The 21,876-nt window shown below is 71.7% G+C and carries 19 protein-coding genes; 5 read left to right on the top strand and 14 right to left on the bottom strand.

The annotated features are described in order from the left end of the window. Positions 1 to 46: 46 nt before the first annotated feature. From ABZ808_RS01290 to ABZ808_RS01270, 5 genes are all read right to left on the bottom strand, one after another. Entirely contained in the window at positions 47 to 1,264 is a 1,218-nt protein-coding gene (locus tag ABZ808_RS01290; RefSeq protein ID WP_356999223.1) for a hypothetical protein, read from the bottom strand. A 3-nt stretch (positions 1,265 to 1,267) separates the two neighbouring features. Next, positions 1,268 to 2,008, bottom strand: a complete 741-nt coding sequence (locus tag ABZ808_RS01285) for a hypothetical protein (RefSeq protein ID WP_356999220.1) — start codon at positions 2,006 to 2,008, stop codon at positions 1,268 to 1,270. Further along, a complete protein-coding gene (locus ABZ808_RS01280; protein ID WP_356999217.1) occupies positions 2,005 to 2,364 on the bottom strand; it encodes a hypothetical protein in 360 nt (119 codons plus the stop codon). Before ABZ808_RS01280 ends, ABZ808_RS01285 begins: the two co-directional genes overlap by 4 nt. A 77-nt stretch (positions 2,365 to 2,441) precedes the next feature. Beyond that, positions 2,442 to 2,738: a hypothetical protein gene (locus ABZ808_RS01275; protein WP_356999215.1), complete on the bottom strand. Its 297-nt coding sequence runs from the start codon at positions 2,736 to 2,738 to the stop codon at positions 2,442 to 2,444. Beyond that, positions 2,735 to 3,226: a hypothetical protein gene (locus tag ABZ808_RS01270; RefSeq protein ID WP_356999212.1), complete on the bottom strand. Its 492-nt coding sequence runs from the start codon at positions 3,224 to 3,226 to the stop codon at positions 2,735 to 2,737. The genes ABZ808_RS01275 and ABZ808_RS01270 overlap by 4 nt, the downstream gene beginning before the upstream one ends. 231 nt (positions 3,227 to 3,457) lie before the next feature. Here ABZ808_RS01270 and ABZ808_RS01265 point away from each other — a divergent pair, with 231 nt between their 5' ends. Beyond that, positions 3,458 to 4,690 carry a CAP domain-containing protein gene (locus ABZ808_RS01265; RefSeq protein ID WP_356999210.1) on the top strand — a complete coding sequence of 411 codons (1,233 nt, stop codon included), beginning with the start codon at positions 3,458 to 3,460 and terminating at the stop codon, positions 4,688 to 4,690. Between the two features lie 35 nt (positions 4,691 to 4,725). Next, positions 4,726 to 5,181: a DUF4913 domain-containing protein gene (locus ABZ808_RS01260; RefSeq protein WP_356999208.1), complete on the top strand. Its 456-nt coding sequence runs from the start codon at positions 4,726 to 4,728 to the stop codon at positions 5,179 to 5,181. Between the two features lie 305 nt (positions 5,182 to 5,486). Here the strand turns inward: ABZ808_RS01260 and ABZ808_RS01255 are convergent, their stop codons facing one another. Further along, positions 5,487 to 5,933, bottom strand: a complete 447-nt coding sequence (locus ABZ808_RS01255; protein WP_356999205.1) for an SRPBCC family protein — start codon at positions 5,931 to 5,933, stop codon at positions 5,487 to 5,489. A gap of 188 nt (positions 5,934 to 6,121) precedes the next feature. On the opposite strand from ABZ808_RS01255, the gene ABZ808_RS01250 reads away from it, so the two are divergent. Further along, the gene (locus tag ABZ808_RS01250) at positions 6,122 to 6,883 is read left to right on the top strand and encodes an AraC family transcriptional regulator (RefSeq protein WP_356999203.1); all 762 of its coding nucleotides are present in this window, start codon (positions 6,122 to 6,124) and stop codon (positions 6,881 to 6,883) included. Positions 6,884 to 7,097: 214 nt separating this feature from the next. Here the strand turns inward: ABZ808_RS01250 and ABZ808_RS01245 are convergent, their stop codons facing one another. The 4 genes from ABZ808_RS01245 to ABZ808_RS01230 all read right to left on the bottom strand — a co-directional run bounded on the left by ABZ808_RS01245 (position 7,098) and on the right by ABZ808_RS01230 (position 11,655). Next, entirely contained in the window at positions 7,098 to 7,985 is an 888-nt protein-coding gene (locus ABZ808_RS01245; protein ID WP_356999201.1) for a hypothetical protein, read from the bottom strand. 112 nt (positions 7,986 to 8,097) lie between these two features. Further along, positions 8,098 to 9,060: a zf-HC2 domain-containing protein gene (locus ABZ808_RS01240; RefSeq protein ID WP_356999199.1), complete on the bottom strand. Its 963-nt coding sequence runs from the start codon at positions 9,058 to 9,060 to the stop codon at positions 8,098 to 8,100. A 115-nt stretch (positions 9,061 to 9,175) separates the two neighbouring features. After that, positions 9,176 to 9,664, bottom strand: a complete 489-nt coding sequence (locus ABZ808_RS01235) for a sigma-70 family RNA polymerase sigma factor (protein WP_356999196.1) — start codon at positions 9,662 to 9,664, stop codon at positions 9,176 to 9,178. A 386-nt stretch (positions 9,665 to 10,050) separates the two neighbouring features. Beyond that, positions 10,051 to 11,655, bottom strand: a complete 1,605-nt coding sequence (locus tag ABZ808_RS01230) for a beta-1,3-glucanase family protein (RefSeq protein ID WP_356999193.1) — start codon at positions 11,653 to 11,655, stop codon at positions 10,051 to 10,053. Positions 11,656 to 11,918: 263 nt separating this feature from the next. Here ABZ808_RS01230 and ABZ808_RS01225 point away from each other — a divergent pair, with 263 nt between their 5' ends. Further along, the gene (locus ABZ808_RS01225) at positions 11,919 to 13,514 is read left to right on the top strand and encodes a ricin-type beta-trefoil lectin domain protein (RefSeq protein ID WP_356999191.1); all 1,596 of its coding nucleotides are present in this window, start codon (positions 11,919 to 11,921) and stop codon (positions 13,512 to 13,514) included. A gap of 94 nt (positions 13,515 to 13,608) precedes the next feature. Here ABZ808_RS01225 and ABZ808_RS01220 read toward each other — a convergent pair whose 3' ends face one another. Further along, the gene (locus ABZ808_RS01220) at positions 13,609 to 15,099 is read right to left on the bottom strand and encodes a S8 family serine peptidase (RefSeq protein WP_356999189.1); all 1,491 of its coding nucleotides are present in this window, start codon (positions 15,097 to 15,099) and stop codon (positions 13,609 to 13,611) included. 294 nt (positions 15,100 to 15,393) lie between these two features. On the opposite strand from ABZ808_RS01220, the gene ABZ808_RS01215 reads away from it, so the two are divergent. After that, positions 15,394 to 17,580 carry a hypothetical protein gene (locus ABZ808_RS01215; protein ID WP_356999186.1) on the top strand — a complete coding sequence of 729 codons (2,187 nt, stop codon included), beginning with the start codon at positions 15,394 to 15,396 and terminating at the stop codon, positions 17,578 to 17,580. Here the strand turns inward: ABZ808_RS01215 and ABZ808_RS01210 are convergent. The 3 genes from ABZ808_RS01210 to ABZ808_RS01200 form a co-directional block, all read right to left on the bottom strand. Further along, complete coding sequence (locus tag ABZ808_RS01210) at positions 17,541 to 19,106, bottom strand: hypothetical protein (RefSeq protein WP_356999183.1); 1,566 nt, start codon at positions 19,104 to 19,106, stop codon at positions 17,541 to 17,543. The two genes, ABZ808_RS01215 and ABZ808_RS01210, sit on opposite strands and share 40 nt — an antisense overlap. A gap of 138 nt (positions 19,107 to 19,244) precedes the next feature. Then, entirely contained in the window at positions 19,245 to 19,400 is a 156-nt protein-coding gene (locus ABZ808_RS01205; protein ID WP_356999180.1) for a hypothetical protein, read from the bottom strand. A 112-nt stretch (positions 19,401 to 19,512) separates the two neighbouring features. Then, the gene (locus tag ABZ808_RS01200) at positions 19,513 to 21,546 is read right to left on the bottom strand and encodes a hypothetical protein (protein ID WP_356999177.1); all 2,034 of its coding nucleotides are present in this window, start codon (positions 21,544 to 21,546) and stop codon (positions 19,513 to 19,515) included. Positions 21,547 to 21,876: the final 330 nt, after the last annotated feature.

Genomic DNA, 21,876 nt, shown 5'->3' with positions numbered 1-21,876 from the left:
CCTCTCCCTCGCCTCTTCTGGTCGGCGGTCGGCCGCCGACGCACCGTCAGTTGTGGCCCGCGTCGCCGTCGGCTCGCTCCACCGCGCCGGACACCATGCGCCGGCCGACCTGGGCCGCCTGGTACGTCGCGCCGATCACGGCGGCGGCGGGTCCGGCGGCGCTCGCTGCGGCGCCAGCGCCGCTCGTCGCGGCACCGGCACTGCTCGGGGCGGGTCGCCCGCCGGCACCGTTGCGGCCCGACGCTCCGTCGCGACCCCCGCTCGCGGAGCCACCGTCGCGGCCGGCGGGGCCGGAGGCACCGCTGGGCGCGCGTGACCCGGACGGGCCGACACTGCCGCCGGACGACGACGCGGCACCGCTGGCGATCTTCTTCGCACCGGAGGCGATAGCGCCACCGGCCGCGGAGATGGCGGTGCCGGCGGGGTCACCGGTGCCCAGCGCCGCCGTTGCCGGGACCACGAGCTTGAGCAGGGCGGGGAGCGCGATCGCCGACAGCAGCAGAACGCCGACCCCGGCTATTCGGCTGTGGATGCCGTCCTCGGATTTGTTCCCCTGGGCGATCATCTGCGAGCCGGCATACATGATCAGGCCGACCGCCGGTTTGTAGAGCAGCCAGGCGACCGTCCAGCCGATGTGCTTGCGCCACCAGCCGGCACCCCAGTTCGTCATGGAGGCGGCGGCGGCCAGCGGCAGGGTGCCGAGCAGGAGGATCATCACGCCGAGCCGGACGTAGAGCAGCAGGACGTGCACGATGGCCGAGATCAGCAACAGGAAGGCCAGGACCAGGAGGAGGAACGCCTCCATCCCGGAGCCGTCGTCGATGCACGGCACGCTCTTGATGATGTTCAGGGAGGCCGTGGAGAAGAGGTGCCGGGTGTAGTCGTCCGAGATGGCGGCGGCCTTGATCGCTATCCACGAGCCGGCCCCGGCCACCAGGATCACCCGGAGGAAGCCGCGCAGCGCCACCTTGCCGGCCTCGGCGCGCCGATCCATCGCCATCTTGGCGGCGGCGAAGAGGATCGAGCCGACCGCCAGGTAGACGATGAGCCACTCGATCTGGTCGCTGATCATCCCGGGGACGGCCATGGAGGGCTCGCCGTCCGCCTCCGCAGAGAGGGTGGGCACCTCGTCGGTCAACTCACCGAAGATCGAGATCGCCCCGGCGAGGATCAGGTTGGCGATGATCCGGACGAACATCCCGACCGGGTTGATGATGAGCTCGAAGATGTCCTTCAGGCTGTTCAGCGGACTTGTGTCACACACGTGTCACTGCCTCCACACACTGAAGCCACGGCTGCTGGCGACCGTGCCGATGGACTCGAACACCACGCCGACCCGCGACGGCGCGAGCTTCCAGTCGCCGTCGTCCCAGCGCAGCTCGATCCGGCTCGCCATGTACGACCCGGCGCCGTGCACGAGTAGCTGCACGGTGGCCGCCTCCGGCGTGTACGCGTCGACCGCGTAGCCGGCGTAGTTGCCCCCACCCCGACGGTTGTTGTTGACCACCCGGTCGAGCCGGGCGGTCAGCACCTCCCGGCCCTGGCCGGGCAGAACCTGAAGGTCGGCAACCGTCTGCCAGTCGGGGCCGTCCAACTTGACCGGAATGATGTGCGCCGCGAGCACCGCACCGATAGGAGTGTGGGCGAAGCAGCGGAGCACCCCGCCCTCGATGCGCAGCGGCCCTTGGCTGGCCGAGACCGGCACCTGGTAGCCGACGTCGACGGCCCGCCAGGACACGTCGGCGGGTGGTTTCGTCGGGGCAGGTGGTTGCGCCGGAGCGGACGCCACTGTGGAGGTCGGGGGACAGGGTGGGGCCGGCTGCTTCGCGGGCCCCGCGGCGGCCTGACCCCCCAGGTCGGCCGAGTCGTCTCCGCCCAGCCCGCCGATCCAGACCATCCCGGAGAGCAGGACCGCCCCGGCGAGGAAGACCGCGGAGACGATCCACCCCCGTTCCGTCCAGAAGGGCGGTTTCCCGTCCTCCGACCATCGTCGGCCGCCGTCGGTCACTGGGCCCCGCCCTGGGTGGTGTCCCCACCGCCGCCGAGGAACCAGTTCGCCACCGGGCCGGCGACGGCGACCAGGATGCACCCACCGAGGACGAGGCCGAGCCTTGACATGTGCTCGGAGCTCTCGCCCCGCTTCACCGAGATCGCCATCATCGTGCCGGTGATCAGCACCCCGGCCACCCCCGCGGCGGTGCCGCCCCAGGCGATCAACCCCAGCAGTTTGTTGACCAGATCGCTGAGCGCAGTGGGGGCACTCGGCGTCGGGTTGACCACGCCACCGCCGCCGGGAGCCGGCTCCATCGGCAGCCGGGCGAGGACGTGGGCGGCGGCGGACTGGCTGAGGCTGGTGAGCGACATCGGAAAACTCCTTGTGGAGGAAGCGGATCAGGACGATCGGCGATCCGGGGGCTCCCGGTCGACCGGTGACGACGTGGTCAGAGACCGAGGTCGCCGAAGAACGCGACGAGAGGGCCGGCCGAGGCGCCCAGGACACAGGCGAGCGCGACGACAACCAGGCCACGGAAGTGTTCGGCACCCTCGCCCGGCGTACCACGGTTGAGCTGCAAGGCCATCTGGATGCCGACGACGATGAGACCGGCGATCGCAGCCGCCGTCACACACCAGGCGAGCAGGCCGAGCAGGTCGTTCGCCTCGGAGACCGGGGTGTACCCGGGCGGCGGCACGAACGGGCTCGGATCTGCCGCGCGGATAGATTCGAAATCGAGGTTCACGACGGTCTCCCCCGCGTGTCGGAACGGAGACCGGCCGCCGTGGCCAGCCGCAGCATCGCCTTCGGCGTCGTACGCGCCTGGCGGCCCAGACGCCATTCCGGGACCCACGGCACCCGGTGCACCGGGGCCACCGAGCGCAGCACCCGGATCCGCCGGGACAGCGCCATCGGCAGCCGGCCCGGGGCGTCGGCGAGCAGCACCAGGCCGGTCAGCCGCATGCCGGGTGGGTGCCGACCCTCCCGCAACGCGTTGAGGGCCCGCGACAGTGCCCGGATCCCCTCCGCGTTGGTCCTGCCCACCAGCATGACCGTGGCGGGTTCGGCCAACGCGGCGTCCGGCCATCGGCAGCCGAGGTCGGTGCCGCCGAGGAGCCGGGCCAGTGTCGTCGTGCCGGCGCCCCCGTGCGCCGCGATCCAGCCAATCCCCTCCTCGGAGAGGTACCGGCGGGGCTGCGTGGCGGGGCTGTGGCCCGGTGTCCGCGCGGACACCGATCCCGGTGGCACGCGCGATGCCGGCCCGACCGTCGTCGCGGGCATCATGCCATCCACCTCCTCCTCGTGAATCCCGATCTGATCTGTCCCGACCGGGTTTGAACCGACAGGCCCTCGGCCCCGTTGTGCGGCCGTCCGGCTCGTTGACGGACGCCTCTACGGGGCGTCCGACGCCCCGGTTCAAGACGAGTTCCAGATTTTTCAAGCGACCCGAGGACGGGAGGCGACGTGAGTGGTTCCGGTGCGGGTGGGGAGGGCAGCGGCACCCGGATCGCCGTGATCGGCGCGGCGATCGGTGGCGGCATGGCGTTGATGTCCAGCCCGATCGCGCTGGCCGTCGGCGGCGCCCTGGTCGTCGTGGTCGGCGCGCTCTACATCCTGCTACTCCCGCTGATCCTGCTCATCTGGCTCTTCGGTGGGTTCAGCGGAAGCGGCGGCGGGCCGGACATCGACGTCCAGGACGCCGCCCGGCAGTCCATCGAGGCGGGACGGGGAGACGGCAAGGGCGAACTGGACACCGAGCAGGTGCCGGCCTCGCTGTTGGAGACCATCGAGGACGCCGGCAAGGAGTGCACCGAGATCGGTCCGGTGGTCATCGCCGCCCAGATCCAGGTGGGCTCCGGGTGGTACACCGCGAAGGTCGGCGAGGACGGGAAGGTGGGCATCTCCCAGCTCGACCCCGAGATCTTCGAGAAGTACGGCGAGGACACCGACGACAACGACAAGACCCGCCCGGAGGACCCGGAAGACTCGATCATGGCGCAGGCGAAGTACATGTGCGCGCTCGCCAAGGAGGTGCAGACCCTGCTGGACGAGGGGAAGGTGATCGGCAACGTCCTCGACCTGACCCTGTCCGCGTACCAGGACGGGATCGACGCGGTACGCGAGGCCGGCGGGGTCAGCCCGAGCACGAACACCCGGGCCTACACCGCGAAGGTACGCGCCTACTTCGGCCAGTACATGGGGATTCTCGGCGAGCCGTACGCCACCCCGACGACCACCGGCCCGACCTCGGAGGCGACCACCGAGGACGACAACGAAAACGAAAACGACGACGGTGCGGATGGTGGCGACAGCGCCACCACCGGCGGCGGGGTCCTCGAACTGGTCAACGCCAGACGGAGCGAGGCCGGCTGCGCTCCGGTCCAGAGCGATCCGGAACTGACCACGGCAGCGATGCGGCACAGCCAGGACCAGGCCGACCACCGGAACATGTCGCACACCGGCAGCGACGGCAGCGACGTGGGCCAACGGCTGGACCGGGCCGGCTACGTGTGGCGCACCTACGGGGAGAACGTCGCGTACAACCAACCGACGCCGGAGGCGGTGATGGACGCCTGGATGAACAGCCCCGGACACCGGGCCAACATCCTCAACTGCGCGTTCACCGAGATCGGGATCGGCCGCGCCGACAACGGGGACGGCCCGTACTGGACGCAGAACTTCGCCGCCCCGGGCTGACCACGAGCTCATCGACCAACCGAGAAGGAGAGGACATGCTGTCAGCACAGGAGCAGCAGCGGGCCGCCGAGCCCGCACAGTCGGCCGGGGAACCGGCTCCGCCGGCCACGGACGCGTCAGCCCCACCCGCGCCGAGGAAGCCGCCGTTCATCCTCTATCTCGAGGGCGACGAGCACGCCGAGGCGCTGCGGATGCTGACGATGTGGGTACGGCACCTGCTCGTGCCCGTCTACGCCCGGGAGGTCTCCTCGACCGCGCCCTGGTGTTCCCGGTGGTGGCAGCATCCCGAGGCCGTCGCCCAGTTCTACGGGCTGTGGTTGGCGTGGCAGGAGCTCACCGGCCCGAACGCCGGGCTGAGTGGACCGGCGAACTGGCACCGCGACCACCTCGGCCCGGTGATGAATACGCTGCGCGACCCGTCCGGTCCGTTCGCCGGCTGTAAGCCCGGCGCGCACCGGGCCAAGGAGGTCCCGCAGGTCGACCCGTACTGAGTCCGGCGGGCGGCCTCCCGACCGAGGGGGACGGGAGGCCGCAGGTCAGCGAGGCGACCGCCGCGTTGGGCTCCGGCTCGGCAAGGGGGGTCAGGGCTATTGCGAGGTCGGGCAGCAGCCCGCCGTGTTCACCGTCGGTGACTGGCACTGCCTCGGTGATGGATCGCCCTGGGCGACACCGCGTTCGGCACCCGCCGAGTCACGTCCACCGTGGCGCCGACCATCCGCCGCAGGGTAATGAGAACGCTGCCGTCGGCTGGTTGCCGGACCTGATGACCTGTCGCCGGCTGCTGCCCTGCTCACAACTACTTGCTCGTCATCGTCGGCCGTTCCGCGTAGGTGGCGAGTCCCCACGCCATCCGACGCATGAAGCGCAGCAGGTAGAGGCGCATGATCGGACCCATCAGACGGATGTTCGTCTCGAACTCGGCCTGCCAGTTGATCTTAGTCCCGGAGCCGTCAGGTATCAGTTCTATCTGACCGCGGTAGCTGCGAAACGGTCCGGAGGGATTGCTGTAGACGAAGCGCCGATCGGGATCGAGATCTTCGATTGATTCGCGGCTCAGAGCCCGTCCTGTGCGGAAGAGTCGGACGTCGCCTACACGGCCGCGATCCCACGGGTCGCGGCCGTCTGCCAGGGTCACCGAGTCGATAGGTGACCACATTGGCCAGGAGCCGGCACGCAGCAGCGCATCATAGACGGCCGTGGGAGCGGCGTTCGAGCGCGCGTTGATGGAGTAGCGGTGAGGCATTCCCCGACGGTAGAAGCGTGGGCGTGATCGGTTGTTACGTGAGATTGCGGACAGCCGCATCGATCTTGCGGTGTTAGCGTCGATCGGTGAATCGCGAGGCCCAGTTCGACTTCGCCGCCTACGCGGGATACGACACGTCACGACTCCACACGAATCTGTACAGCTGGGACGCCGCAGGCTGACGTGCATTGCTTGTCCAGAGCTTCGATCATCTGGACAAGGTCGGCGAGGTCGACCTGCCCGCCACATCCAGCTACCACGTGTGGCTGGTCGTGGCCGGGCAGGGCACGATGCGGATCGAGCAGGGCAACGAACGCAAGACTGTTCCGGTCGCTCCGGGGTTGATCGGCGGGTCCGTGGGCGGCGATGAGAGCCGCCTGCGGTTCGAGCTCTCGGAACCGATGTCCACTGTCCACCTACATCTGCCCGGCCACACGGTCCGCAGGGTGGCAGCTGAGATGAGTCTCCCGACTGCAACACACGTCCCCAGCGATGACGAACTACTCCCGTCGCTACTGCCATCACTCGCGAGCGCGGCACGCCGGGGCGCCGGCGACCTTCATGCTCAGACGGCTGCTGAGTTCCTCGCGGTTCACCTGCTGGGCCGGCCCGGAGAGGCCGAACGGGTGGGTCGTGAGGACAAGCGGGTCCACGCCGCTATCGAGCTCATGAACGAGCGTATGGCTGAACCACTGCGACTGGCCGATCTGGCACGGGAGGTGCACCTCAGCACCTTTCACTTCCTGCGGGTGTTCAGGCAGACCACCGGGCTGACCCCGGCCCGGTACCTGACCCGTTTGCGCATTGATCAGGCCCGCCGCTACCTGGAACGTGGGATGGGGGTAGGACAGACTGCGATCCGCTGCGGGTTCGGCGGCACCGCGCAGTTTTCGGCGGCCTTCCTGCGAGAGACCGGTATTCGACCGTCGGCGTACCGGACGGGTAACTAATCAGGGCTTAAGCCAGGGACAGCCGGCGGCGAGGTCGGTGAGGGCGTTCATGGTGTTGTGGCCGTCGGCGAGCAGGTCGGGGTCGATCCCGGCCCGGCCACGCCGGTCAACACCTCACGAACCTGATCCACGAACTCCGAACCGGCGCGGGCGTGCGCGGCGGCGACCGCGGCCACCCGGCCGAGGGAAGACGGGAGGCCGCTGGTCCGCGAGGCTACCGCCGCATCGCGGTCCGGCTCGGCACGACGGTGCTCGGCCGTCGACTGACCGGCGAGACCGGCGTGGTGTTCGGCGACACCGCGGGCGTCGACCGGAGGGCGGCCACATTCGCGATCGATGTCTCCGACCCGCGCCGGGAGGACGGTGGTCGGTCGCCGCCCGGGCTGGTGAGCGCGGCCACGTCGGCGGCGGTCGGCTCCCGGTCGAGCCGGGTCTCGGCCCCGTCCAACCTCGCCTCGGCCCCGTCCGGCGTTGGCTCGGGCCCGTCCGCGCGGCCCTTGAGGAAGTGCGACACCGTGGGCAGGCCGACCTGGTCGTACAGTTCCTTCAGCGCGGGGCTGTCCTTCAGCATCGAGTCGACCGCATCGGTGAGGTGGCTGCGCAGCACCGCTTCGTCTATTTCGGACATCGGTCGGACGTCCATCGGCAGGTCGTGGAGAGGCAGCCTGTACGGCGTGACGGGCGGGGGCGGAGCCGGCCACGGCCCCGGCGTCGCGTGCGGTGGCCCCTGCGAGGCCGGATACGTCGCGGTCGGCTGCGTCGACGACCCGTCCAGCATCTGCAACAGCTCCCGCACCAGGCGCCCGAAGGTGCTCTCCGAGCTCTGGTGGACAACGGTCTCCGGCTGCCACTGCGCTTCCGCCGGGTCCAGATCCTGACCCGGGTCCCGGTCGCGTCGGCGCGTCTCGCCGGGCGGGGGCGGTCCTTTGCGGTCGAGGTCGCGCTGCTTGCCGTCGACGAATTTTCTCGCGTCGTTCCACTTGTTCGCCAGATCGGGCGAGCGGTTGTGAGCCGCTTGCGCGATCCGGCGCAGGTCATTCTCGACAATCTTCAGCGCCAGCCGCTCGACGTGTGGGTTGGGCGCTCGCGTCTGCTCGGGCATGGACACCTCCGGTGGGCCTCGGTCATCGCCGTCGCAGGCCCTACGGCTGCCGCCGACGTTCGGTTCAGCCCAATCCGTGGGGAGCCCGCCCACCCGCCGGTCGGCGGGCGGGTCAGCGGGAGATCGGAGCGGTGACGATCGCCGTGCCGTCGACAAGCCCCACCGTGACGAACGCGAGGTCGTTGACGGGCAGCGACAGCTCGGCGGCCACGTCCTGCGGCCCGGACGACGCCGTCCAGTCGCGGATCACATGGGTGGCGCCGTCCCGGGTCACCCCGAAGAGGCGGTAGCGCAGGCCCGGACGCAGACCGATGGCGGTGACCTTGATGCTCGACCTGTCCTGGTCGGTGGTGATCGTGACGGCGAGACTCACGCCCTGGGCGGGCGCCTCCCCGTTCGCGGTGAGCACCACGTCGCTGTTCGTGGGGCCGAGGCCGGCCACGACACCACCGCCGGCGATGACGACGGCCAGCACCGCGGCGGCCGCCCCGGCCCAGAGCTTGAGCCGGCGACGTCGTGGGTCGCTCGACGGGCGACCCGGGCGGCTCTCGGGTGCGGCTGGCGTTCCCGGTCGGCTTCCGGCCGGCCGGGCCGACCCGACGGTACGTGGACCGGCGCCGCCACGGCGGTTCCGGCGGCGGGTCACGTCAGCTCCAGGGCCGGCCGGGGCGCAAGCCGTCGCCCCGGGCGGGTCGTCCGAGGGCTCAGGCGGGCCGGCCTCGCGTTCGACCGCGAGGCCGCCCGGCGGGAGAGTCGGACCGGAAGCCGGTGGCGCGACCGCCGACGTGTCGGGCTCGGTCGGTCGCACGACCGCCGACGTGTCGGGCTCGGTCGGCGGCACGAACTCCGGCAGCGCGAAGTCCGGCGGAAGGGACGCGATCGCCTCCCAGTCGGCGGCGTCCAACTCGGGGAGGGCACTGGTCACGCTGCCCATCTGCCCCGCCGCCGACAGACACTCCCAGCAGCCGGCGAGGTGCGCCTCGAACGCGACGCGCTCGGCCTCGTCCAGAGCACCGAGCAGATAGCGGGCCAGCGTGGCGTGCTCGGCAGTCGGATTCTCTTCGCCGGTTCGCATCACGCCCCCCATCTCGGACCCAGAGCACCGCGAACGGCGTGTCGCCGCCCGCAACGACCGCCGTGCTGGAGACCTGGCGAGGCCCCGGGGCGACGAGGCATCAGGAGAGGTGCCATCAGGACGACTCGATCGGACCAATTGCCGCGTGCAGCGCGCGCACCGCATAGTACGTCCTGGACTTTACCGTACCCTCCGGTATTCCTAGTCTCTCCGCGGCCTCGGCGACCGACGAGCCCTTGTAGTACATCTCGATCAGCACCGCGCGGTGCTCCGCCGAGATCCGCTGCAGCGCCAGCCGGACCGTGTGCGCGGACGCCACCCGGTCCATGTCGTCCGTCGGGACGGAGAGCCGGTTCAGGTCGGGGATGGCGACCTCGGGCGGCCGGGCCTGCCGGGCGCGCATCGCGTCGATCGCCACGTGTCGGGCGACGGTGTAGAGCCAGGGGGCGATCCGCCGTGGATCGGCGGCCAGCGTCTCCAGGTTTCGCCAGGTCCGCAGGAACGTCTCCTGCACCAGATCCTCGGCCAACTCATGCTGACCGAGGACGAGCCGGGTGAGAAACCGCAGCAAGGGGCCCCGGTACTGCTCGTGGATCGACCGCATCAGGGCATCCGGAGAGGTTTGCCCGGTCACGGTGTCGCCGACGACCTCAGATCCCAGCGCTTCGTTGGGCACCGCCGACACAGAACGCCTCCCCCTCACGCACGGGTCGTGCCCGTGCGGTCGCGCCGACGTGTCAACGTCGATCACACCCTGAGGGGAAGGATAGCCGGATCCGACAGACGACCATCGTGGCCGCCGCCCAACGGGTTCACGCAGGCGTGAGTCGGCGGTGCCGGCGGCTGACCGGGGCCCGGCGGCGCCGGGTCGTCGGCGGCGTCCGTCCTGACCCGACGGAGGGGCCGTTGTGTCTGGTGTGGACCGGTCGGCGCGGGGATTCACGGTGGTGAGCTCGCTCCGCCGGTCGGCATCGACGAGTACGGCCGCGCTCACGTGCTGAACCGCAGCCAGCGGACATTGATGAACTCCTGCGGCTGCCCACTGGTGAACGTCAGGTAGACGTCGCGCGTGCCGGTGACCGGGGCAAGGTTGCCCGACACCGTCGTCCAGCTCTGCCAGCCGCCGGTGCTGGCCACCACGATCTCGCCCACCGGCGGGCCGTCCGCAGCGTCGAGGCGCACCTCGACCAGGCCGGAGACCCCGTCCGGCGCTCCGGAGGCGACCCGCACCTGGAACTGGGTGACCGGTGTGCCGCCGAAGTCGACCCCCTGGTAACCGGCCCAGTCACCGTTGGCGAGGAAGCCGATGTGCTCTCCACCCTCGCTGGATGCCTCGGTCTGGACCCCGTGCTGCCGGTCAAAACTCGCGGCGGCGATCTCCTCGCCCACCCCCCGGGAGCCCGGTGCGGCTTGTCCGGCCGACACGACCGGCGGCACGACGACCGCCTCGGTGCCCGACGGCGCCGGCACCTCCACCCGTCCTCCGCCGAACGGCGTGAGTGTGATGGTCATCTCCTGGGGAGCAGTGTCCTGGATGTACGAGGCGTCCTCGATCACGTCGTCGAAGGGAAACCCGTACGCCTTGCCGTCGGCGGAGTATCGGTGCAGCACCCGTGAGTAGTGGTTGGTGACCGGATGCTGGTAGAAAGCGCTGCGGTTGGTGGTCGGGTGATCGTGCTGGTCCAAGGTGGACCGGTTAAAGCCGGCACCGAGGACTCGTGCCACCTGGTTGGCGGCCTCGTCACCCGTCGTGCCGAGGGCACCGGCGCAGTAGAAGACGTCCAACGTCGAGGGCCGGTCGAAGGCTCGCACGCCGTCGAAGACCAGCCGCCCGTCGGCCACCCGGCCCCGGCGGGTCCCGGACGGCGTGTGCACGCGCAGCTCGGTACGGCTGTAGCGGTCCCACACCTCACCGACGTAGCTGTCGTAGTAGTGCGGATCGAACCGGCCCGTCTCGATGCCCTTGCCCGGCGCGATCACCCGCAGCCCGTCTCCGATGACGAGGCGCTCGTAGCCGGGCTGGCGGGCCAACTCCGCGAAGATCGCTTCTCGTCCACCGTCGACCAGTTTGCCGGCGACCTGCTCGGTGTTGCCGCGCAGGCGGATCGCCATCGGGATGCTGAACATGTCCACCGTCGTGGTGTTGCAGGCCAGCACGGAGTCGTTGTAGGTGAACTCGCAGCAGTCGTGCAGCACACCGAACGCCGGGTCGCCCTCGGCCCAGCCCACCGGGTACTGCAACGCCGGCTGGCCGTCACCGCCGCTGACCACGGTGAACCTCAGCCGTTCGTTGATCGCGAAGTAGATCCGACCGGACATCTTGGGCAGCACGAACCGGGTCGTGCCGGAGGCGTCCAGGCGTACCCCGATATTGGCGAAGCCGTCCGGGCCGTTGTCGGCCGGGTTGGCGGGGGTGAACGTGCCGCTCTCGCGGACGTACCCCATCCGGCCGGTCGCCAGGTCGGTGCCGACGACGTACATGGTGATCGCGGCACTGTCGAAACGGCCGGTACTGTTCACGATGTTCAACGGCAGCCCGTCGGCGGCGTAGGCCCGCGAGATCAGGGGTGCGGCCGCCAGGGGTGCCCCGACCACGGCAGCTCCGGCAAGTCCGATCCGGAGCATCCTGCGGCGAGTCAGCATTAATCAACTCCGATCAAAGGGTCTGACGGTCAGCCGTCGGCGTCGTTGCGGCGTGACACGCAACGCGGGCCGGCGGTTGCAGCGTTGACGGCTCGGCGTGCCCCTCGGTTCAATACCTCGCAGGAAAATTTCGTTCGATCCGATCACGAGCCGGTGAACCGAGGGCAGCGCGCGTCCGTCGAGACAGCAATGCCAACACCGGAAGGGATGCTCCCGTGGAACCCGATCAGCCCTCCACCCGTAGCCGGCTGGGTCCGATCTCGCGTCGCGCGGCCGCCGGGGTGGTCGCCGGCCTGGCGGTGCTGTCCGCGGTCGTCGCCACCGTCAGCTGGGGAGTCGCCTCGGCTCAGGACGATGACTTTGTCGGTCGGGCCGTGTCCGACGAGCAACTGACCACGATCCGGTCCGCCGCCCGCTCCTGCCCGGCCCTGACCCCGGCTCGGCTCGCCGGCCAGCTCATGGCCGAGTCGGGGCTCGACGGCCAGGCCAAGCGGACCGCCTCCGGCGGCCGGGGCATCGCCGGCCTGGACGACGCGGCATGGCAGGCCTGGGTGCCGTGGCCAGGTGCGCAACGCTCGGACAGCGCGGCGAACATCCTCGCCCTGGCCCACAAGATGTGCGATCTGAGCGGCCAGGTCCGAGTGACCAAGATCGCGGGCGACCCCTGGCGCCTCTCGCTGGCCGCGTTCAACGCCGGTATCGACGAGGTACGCAAGGCCAAGGGAGTGCCGTCCAGCTCCGTCGACTACGTCGACCACGCCAGCGGGTACGCCGCCTTCTACGCAAACCTGGTGCCGTTCGGCGGGGCCGGCGAGCCCCGACCGAACAGCAAGCCGCAGCAGCCGCAGGCAGTTCCGGCGGAGTACGTCCAGCTCGTCGTACGGGCCGGGTCCGCCTGCCCCGAGGTGCCGCCCGCGGCGGTCGCCGGCCAGGTGATGGCGCTGTCCGGCTTCGACCCGAACATGCTCGGCGACGAGGGCCAGCGCGGGATCGCGCAGTTCCTGCCCGAAGTGTGGCAGGAGCACGGCCCGGCCCAGGGTTCGGTCTGGGACCCGCAGGTGGCCATACCTGCGGTCGGTAGCGTGATGTGCGCGCTGCGCAGCGAGCTGGACGGTATCGAGGGTGACCCGTACCTGCTGGCGCTGGCCGCGTTCCGCAACGGGCCCACCACCGTGCGGCAGACCGGCGGGGAGCTCGACGGCCCCACCCAGGTGTTCCTGCGGACCGTCCGGGAGAACACCGAGTTCTACGCCCTCGACGCCCGCCTGAAGCCGACCACGCCGACCACCCCGGCCACACCCCCGTCGCCCAGCGGTTCACCGTCCGGGTCGCCGTCCCCCACCCCCAGCCAGGCCGTCGCCAAGCCTCCGCCCGCGCAGGACGAGCGGCCCGACGAGCCCACCAAGGTGCCGGCGCCACCGGTCCGGCCGGCCGGCGTCAAGCAGATCGTCGGCCAGGAGACCGGGCTCTGCGTCAACGGCGGCGAAGGCGACGGCGTACGGGCAACGCTGCGCAAGTGCCAGGAGGTGCGGAACCAGTGGTGGTCCTTCGCGTCCGACGGCACCGTCCGGGCGAACGGCCTCTGCCTGGACGTCGCCTGGGGTGAGAAGCGCGACGGCGCTCCCGTGCAGTCCGCCAACTGCACCGCCGGGCCCGCTCAGAAATGGGAGTGGATCGAGAGCAACGGGCGCCGCTCGCTCTTCAACCGCGCGACGGACAAGTGCCTGGACGTCGACGGCCACGCGGCGGGCGCGCCGCTGGTGATCTGGATCTGCGTGTTCAACCTGAAGCAGACCTTCACCCAGAAGTAGCCCGGCCCAGCAGGGGTTGTTTCGTAACAGCCGGTGCCCGGCGGCCCGTCCCCGAAAGGGCGGCCGCCGGGCACCGGCGTCTGTAACGAGACGCTCAGCCGGCGTAACGGCGGCGGCGCATCCGAAGGCCGAAGAACACACCACCTGCGCACACCAGCGCCAGGCCCAGCAGGACGATGATCGCCGCGCCGGAGCCTCCGCTGTCCTGCCTCGCGGCCACCGGACCCTGGTTGTCCAGGGCACCCGCCATCGAGGTGGCCAGGTTGATCATCCCAGCGCCGAACTTGGGGTGCGGGTCCTGCCCGCCGATGGGATCGGCGGTACCGAGGATCCGCTCCTTGACCTGGGCTGCGGTGAGGTTCGGCTCGGCCGCCCGGATCAGGGCCGCCTGTCCCGCCACGAAGGCGACGGCGAGGCCGGTGCCGGTCCTGCCGGCCACCCTGCCGCCGGTGCCGAGGCTCGCCACGTCGACACCCGGCGCGACGACCTCGACGGTCCCCTCCGGATACTCCTCGGCGAACTGGTCGGCGGGTCCGACCCCGCCGGTGAGCAGCAGGGCACCGCCGGCGGCCCCGCTGCCCGCCGACGGCAGCGGTGTCGTCTTGGTCGGTGCGCCCGCCACCACCAGCACGTCGTGATTGAGGGCCGTGGTCAGCGAGGCCGCCACCGCCGGAGCGGCCAGGTCGACGTGGGAGCCGAGCGCGACGACGGACGCGCCCGCGCTCACCGCCACCTCGATGGCGGTCGCCGCGTCGGCCGCTCGGGCAGCACCGGACCCCACCATCCGGACCGGCAGGATGGTGGCGTCCGGGGCGATCCCGACCGGGCTGCCGTCGACGCTGCTGTCAGCGGCGATGATGCCCGCCATCGCGGTGCCGGAACCGACGCAGTCGGTGTCGCCGCGGCCATTGCCGACGGTCACGTCCGCGCCGACGGCGACCCGGCCGCTCAACTGCTGGAGGGTCGCGTCGACGCCGGTGTCGACCACCGCGATCTTCACTCCGTTGCCCCGGGTCAGGGTCCAGGCGCTGTCGGCGGCCATCCGCAACTGCGCCCAGTCCGAGCGGCTGCTGGACCCGGCGGCGGCGGCGCACTTCTGGGTGCCGCCACCGCCGGGTCCAGGGCTGCTGCGTGTCGGGCTCGCCGTGGGCGACGGGCTGCCGCTGGGCTTCGCGGTGCCGCTGGGCTTCGCGGTGCCGCCGGGACGGGCCGAGGGGGTCTGCGCCGGTGGCGCCGGAAGCTGGCCGTACTTGACCCCCTCACCGGCGGCGTCCCAGGGCAGCACCAGGTGCCACCCGGCGGTCAAGATTGCCGGGTCGGTCAGCCGGAGCCCGTCCAGCTGCACCCGTCCGGTGTTCAGGTGATAGATCTCATCGGACCGCTCGCCGCTGCCGAGCAGCCGCCACGCGATGTCGGTCAAATTCTCCGGCTGGCCCTGGTACTGGGCCGCGACCACGTAGTACTTCACGTACGGCCGGCTGTCGGGTGTGGGGCTCGCCGCCGACAGCCGGGGTACGGCCAGAAGCACGCAACCGGTCATCACCACCACGAGCAGGCGGGCAAGGATGGGGTGCTTCGCCAGCACTGGGTGTCCTCCTTTAGTCACCACGGCCATGAACGTCACCGCGTTCCACCGTCTATTGCGGATTCGCGCCGCGTTAGTTCAAATCAATTTGAACCAGGCCCCGACGAACCTCGTCATGAGGTCGATGGAGAGTACCGGCGGCGGCTGAGAGACTGTCTCTTTAGGACTCGTGATGACGGCGCGCCTCGTCGCGCGGCCGTACACAGTGGTGGGATGGGGCGGATCACGTCACGATGATCCGGTGGGGACGAAGGCAGGGCGGCGGTGACAGCACTCGGACGGTCCGCCAGAGCGGTGGCCAGCAGGGATATCGACCGGGTCCCAGCGACCCGGCGCTTCGACCCGCGCCGGCACCGGCGGGTCGCCGGGCTTTTCGACCTGTGGCTGGCCCCGGGCCCGAAAGGCCGGCTCATGGTGCCCACCGACCCGAACCGGTTACTCGATGCCCGGTCCATCGCCGACCTCGTACGGCGCACCGGGGACGCCGCCGACGACGTCCGGATCCTCACCGACGACGGCGCCCGGCACGCTGACCTCTTCACCGAGGTGGCCGGGCTGCTCGGTCACGACGTGCTGATCAGCCCGGAGGGCACCGACATCCGGCACACCGCCCCCCGAGTCATCGGCGCCGACGCCGGCAGCGCCGGGACCGCCGGGCCACTGCACGCGGTGCCGCTGCACCGGGTCACCCGACAGCCGATGGACTGGCTCGTACTCCAGCCACCCGACCTCGCCACCCACCTGCCCGGCTGGTTCGCCCTCGACGAGGGCCTGGTCCGCCCGCGCACCGGCGTGGTGCGCCTGCCGCTCGCCGACGGGCTCGCCCTCGCGACCCGGGCCGACTTCGTGGCCCGCCGGGCCACCGCGCACCGGCTCGGCCTGATCTCCGAGGGCATCGTCACCGTTGCCGTCACGGCCCGCGCCGACGGCTTCCTGGTGGGCAACTACAGCGGCACCCAGGGCGTGCACAGCGGCCGTCAGCTCGCCGCCCTCGTGGGCGACCTTCCCCTCTACGGCGCCGACCTGCGGCTCTGGCTGACCTGGCCCTCCGACGCCGACGAGCAGGCCCGACTCGCCGAGCAGACCGTCGAGCTGGCCGAGACGACCGGCGCCACGGTCTGGACGCCGCCGCCGGGAGGCCGCGCAGAGTTGATCGACGACCACCGGGACCTGCGGGCGCTCGACGCCGCGGGCGCCGTCGCGCCGTGGCGGGCGTACCGGCCGAGGTACGCCGACGGTCCGGCGACCCTCGACGCCACTCCCGACGGTCTGCTGGTGTCGCGACTCACCCGGGAACGGATCGCGCTGACCGTCGCGGGTGGCGTGGCGCCTCGTCCGGTTGCCACCACGGAGGCGGACGGACCGGCCGAGCCGGCGTCCGGCGTGGGTGGCCCGACGGCTGGCGCCGACGAGGCGCCGGCGGCGGACCAGGAGGCCGCGGACGGAACGCCGGCAGACGCGAGCGTGACCGACGCCACACCGAAGGATGGCGCGGCCGTCGGTACGCCGCCAAAGAAGTCGACAGACGGGTCGGCGGCAGACCAGCAGACGGCGGAGGGGCCGGCCGATCCGCCCACGGCGGTGCTGACCTCGCCGCTGCCCCGCCCCGCGCTGGTCACCGAGCGGCGCCGCGCCTCGGACTACGGCCCGCCCTGGCTGCGCCGTGGCCAGCAGGTCAACGCGGAGACATTCGAGGCGTTCGTCCGGACGCCGGGCGACCCGGCCGGGGTCGTCGCCGACGGCATGCCCAGCGCCGAGCTGTTCCTGATCGCCTTCCTCGACCCCCGGTCCGCGCCCGAGGGCTGCGATCTCCTGCGGGTACGGATCGAGCCGGGCGGCGCGATCGCGGTTGCCGCGCTGCGATCCCACGTACCGGCCCGATTGCAGTACCTCCTCGGCACGTCGGACACCTACCTGCTGCCGGCGGCCCGGTTGGATCGGGTGCGCCCGGTCGGCGGGTTCCGCACCGAGGGCGTCGGATGGCTCATGCCGGTCGGCGAGGCGCACGGCGCGACGTTGCGGATCCGGTCCGCCCCCACCGCCCGCTCGACCGCCGGGCTGCCGAACGACGTACGCCGCTGGCCCGAGTTCGGCACACGGAAGGCGTACGCCCTCCTGCCGGTGCGGTCGCGCGGTCTTCCCCGGGGCTGGCTGCGGTTGTACCGGCAACCGCCAGCGGCCCGACCCGGCCGGCTGCTGGTGGAGGTGCGGGTGCCCCGGAGCCGTACCGTCGACGTCGGCGCCACCGCCGCCGTGCTCGCACCGCTCGCCTCGGTGCGGACCCGGGTGGACTCGCTGCACCGGGCCGGGGTGGAGTTGATCCTGGGCAGCCGCTCCTACGACCGGATCCAGGTGCGGCGCGTCCACGAGGCCCGCGACGGCGGCTGGCAGCGCAGCCGTGGCGTCACCCCTGGGCCGCTGCCCGCCACGCTGCGTCGGCTTCAGTCCGCCGCCACCGCCCCGGCATCCGGCCCGACCTGAATCGACCACCGGCCGCTGGGAACCGGACCGGTCACCACCGGCACGCACCGTCCGCCCGTCGTGGCGGCGAGGCTCCGCGCGCCGGCCGCGCCACCGGCGGGCAACCCGGCGGTGAACACCACGTACGGCTTCGGCAGTTCCTCCTCCGGCGTGGGCGGCTGTGGCAGGGCGTCCAGGACCCGGCTGCCGCCGGGGGCGTCCGTGCCGAGTGCCGCGCCGACCACGGCCACGCCGATGCCACCGGCATGCAGCCGCCGGGCGAGGAGCACGGCCGCACGCCGGCAGTCGTCGACGGGGCCGACGAGGGTGAGGACGTCCGGGGCCCGACCGAGGTCGACGTGCAGCCGCCAGGGGCCCTGGCTGCCCAGCACCAGCGGGAGGATGGCCGGCGGGGCGGGCTCCCGCTCGCCGAGCCAGGCGTACGCGGGCGCTGATCCACGTCCCGTCGCCACCCCGGCCAGCCGGACCCGCATCGGACCGGCCTCGGTGTCCAGATCGGCGCTCAGGTAGGGGACCTCGTCGCCGCTCGGCACCGTCGGTCGTGGCACCTCCGGCGCAGGCACCGGCGCCTGCTCGGCCGGCGGCCCGACGACCGCGCGCTCCGGCACCGGATCCGGAGGCTCAGCCTTCGGATGCACGACCGGCGGGACCGGAGTGGACGGTGCCACGGGAGGTTCGCCCGGCCGCGTACCGCCCCGGATCGGGATCGTCGGCGGCGCCGGCAGGACGAGGGGTGCCGTCACCTCGGATGGCCCTGGAGCGACCGACGGCGGCGGGGAGTGACCGGCGGCGAGTTCGGCGGGGGTCGGTGTGTGGTGCCGCTGTGGCGGCCACGGTCCGTCGTCGGTGAGGGCAAGCGCGCCCCGGCGTGATCCCACCCGGCGCAGCAGCATCAGCGCCACCACGGCGAAGATCACCGCCAGTACGCCGGCACCACCCCGCACCAGCAGTGGGCTGACGGGATCGGTGGTCACCGTCCGCTCTTCCCGCGGCCGGGCGAGGGCCTCGGTCTCCGTCGTCGCCACGGCCGGGGCCGAGGGGGGCGGCGGGGCGGCCGTGGACGGGGCAGCCGTCGAAGGGGCCGGTGTGGACGGTGCGGGTGGAGACGGGGCGGTCGACCGGGGTGCCGGGCTCGACGGGGCGGCGCTCGGTGCCACGGTGCTCGGCGCCGGTCGCGGCGACCGCGCGGCGACCGTCGGCATCCGGCCGATGCGTACCCCCTGGCCCTTCGCGTCCGCCGGCAGCACCAACATCCAGCCGGGTTCGAGCACCAGGCCGTCGGTGAATGTCGCGCCGTCGGGCTGCTTGCGCCCCACGTTGAGGTCGACGATCTCCCGGTACCGGTTGCCGTTGCCGAGGGTGCGCAGGGCAATGGCGTACAGGTACTCCCTCTGGCCGTCGACCGCCGGCCCCACCACGTAGTACCGGCCCGTCTCGGCGGGGGCCGCACGCGCCTGCCCCGCTGGGGCACCCACGACGAGCCCGACCAGCACCAGTGCCGCCGCCACGGCTCGCCGTATCAGCACCATCGCCTCCGTACCCTCGGTCCATCCACATCCTGCAGTTCCGGTCCTGTAATACGAGCCGGGGTCGCGACGGTTCAACGTGACCGTGATCGGTTGGCGGTCCTGTGTCGGCAGCAGGGCGGTGCCGTTAACGGGAGGTCACTTCGGGAGCAGTTCGGAGGGCAGGGCCGCGGCCTCGCCCGGGCGGACCAGGACTGCGGCGTGGCTGACATCGAGTGACCGGACGTCGAACCGGTTGCCCGGGGTCAGCGCGTCCGCGTCGGCGATGAAGCGGTCCTGGAGCGCGATCGGCATCGACCCGGTCGGCGAAGGTCGGTGCGGTCATGCGCGAATGATGCCTGACCGCCGCCGCGCCACCGACAGGCCCCGCCGGGATGGTGATCCCGGCGGGCCCGTCCGGTCGGCGTCAGGCGCAGGGTGTACGCGCGCAGACGTCGATGATTTTGCCGGTGAGCAGGAAGACCGCCTTCTGTCTCTGGGCCGCGGCCTGGGCGCGCGGGAACTCGTGCGGGTCGTCGCCGTACTCCGGCCCGGCCGGGGCGAGGTTGGTCGGTGGCGGCGCGTGGGCCGCGCCGCTGTTCCAGATCACGATCGCCGAGCCGGTGTACGGGTACCTGCGGATCGGCGCGATGCCCCAGTACGGCCGTACGTCCAGTGACCAGCCGTCGGCGAGTGCGGGGGTGTGTAGGCGGGCGCCGATGGTGCGGGCCTGGACCTCGGCCGCCGCGGGCGAGACCTGCTGGTCGCCGAAGGCAACGTGCATCAGCACCTGGTGCGCCGGGGTGCCCGGCAACGGCCGGTCGGTCATGTGCTGGGCGTACCCGTTGGCCTCGGAGCGGTCCCACAACATCTGTAGCAGCGCGAGGATCAACTGCTGGTCGACCTTGTCCGGGTAGTAGCCGTCCATGATCGACTGGAACGGGGCGAAGTCCACGCTGCGTTGCAGCAGCGTGGAGTAGTTCATCGCGGGCACGCCGAGCACCGACCGGGTCCAGTCCTGGGCGATGGCGGTGAGCGCGCCACCGTTGATGCCGCCCTGGCTGTTGCCGTCGTAGTGCAGCCCGCCGGCCACGTTGATCAGCGGCCGTGCGGCGGCGTCCCGGAACGCCGGGTGGGCGGCGAACCCGCCCGGGTGGATCATCGCGCGGCCCAGGAAGAGGAAGTTCAGGTAGCTCTGCTGCAACCGATCGGCCACCGCCGGGAAGGCGCTGAGGTCGGTGAACGCGCCTGCCACATAGGGGACGTCGGCGGCGGCCATGCCGATCCAGCTGGTCGCGCAGAAGGTGAAGTCGTACGTGTTCGACATCGTCTTGACGTTGCCAGCGTTGATCTCGGTCGGCCTGCCGAGCAGGCCGTGACCGTAGAGCGAGAGGTGCGCCGGCTTCGCGGCGGAGGCGCTGCGCGGGATGTTGCAGACGAAGTCCGCCGCCACCGTCGCGCCCGACGGGGTGGGCAGGGAGTTCGGCGTCGACGGCCTCCCGCTGCCGCCGACCGGCCCGTAGTGCAGCCGGGACCCCGGCCCGCCGTCACCGGTGAGATAGGACGGCACGCTGATGGTGCCGGTCACCTGCCGAGCGATCAGCGGCTCCTGCTCCGGTGGGTAGTCGGTCACCTGGGTGACCGTGAACGTCGGTGCGGCCCGGCGGAGGCCGGCGAACGCGCTGTCCCGGATCGACAGCATCCGCCCGGTCAGACCGTGCCGGCTGGCCACGGTGAAGTCCCAGGCCAGGTAGAGGCTCTGCCGCTTGACACCGGCCCTGGTCAGGTCGGCGAGGATCCGCTTCATCTGCGGTGCGCGACTGTCCCGATGGCCGAGGCCGGAGCCTTTCACGTACGCCGTGAACGCCTTCGGCGCCGGGATCGGCGCTCCCCTGCCGTCACGCATGCCACGCAGCCCGACGACGTACCGGGTGCCCTCGGACAGCGCCACCGCCGGCCGGATGATCAGCACCTGCCGGTCGGGCTGGCCGACAGCGTGCGCGTCCAGTTCGGCCCAGTACGGTGTGCGCTTCCCGGTCCGGGCGTCGAGCAGCACGATGGGCGCGTCCGGCGCCAGCGAGCGGCCGATGTCGGTGACCGGGGCGATCCCGGAGGCCACGGCGTCGAGACCGGGCACCCGCACCAGGATCGGCGAGCCGGGGCTGAACCCGTCCTGCCGGTTCCATTCCGTCGGGTCGATCGGGGTCCCCTGGGCGCTCGCGGGCATCGCGGAGGCCGCGAACCGCACCCGCTTGCCGGTGGGGCTGGTCCGGTCCGGCACGGTGAAGTAGTCGTTCGGGAACGGCAGCAGGCAGGCGGTCGGGTCGATCGGGTCGCAGGCCCCGGGTCGGGCGGGTGCGGGATGCGCGGGATGCGCGGCGGCGGGGGTGGCGCCGAGCAGGACGGTGCTCATTGTCGCCAGCACGGACACGGCAAGACGGAGCCGTCTGTGTGTCGTCACACGCATCTCCTCGACGCTGGACGGTGGGTCGGAGCGAGGGCCGACGGTGGGGGTGGTGTTCTTCCTACGCTCGTGAATGGATCTCAGCAAGGGGCCACCACGTCACCTCTCCCCTTCGTCCGCAGGTTTCGTGCGGTGGGTCGAGGATTCCCGAGGATGCGCGCGCAGGTATGTCGTCTCAGCGCGTGAAGGCCGGCTCAGTGATGTCTGAGCCGGCGGTGTGCGGGGGTCACAGCCCTGCCTGACGCCCTAAGATCGACTCCGTTTCGGCGACGTCGCGGTATCAGCTTGACGGGATGGCGCTATGCCGCCGATCCGGTGTGGATCTCC

The sequence above is a fragment of the Micromonospora sp. NPDC047527 genome (assembly GCF_040643015.1).
In the GTDB taxonomy this organism is placed as follows: Bacteria; Actinomycetota; Actinomycetes; order Mycobacteriales; family Micromonosporaceae; genus Micromonospora.
Note: the sequence above shows the minus strand (reverse complement) of the source record. Positions and strands in the feature narration are given on the sequence as shown.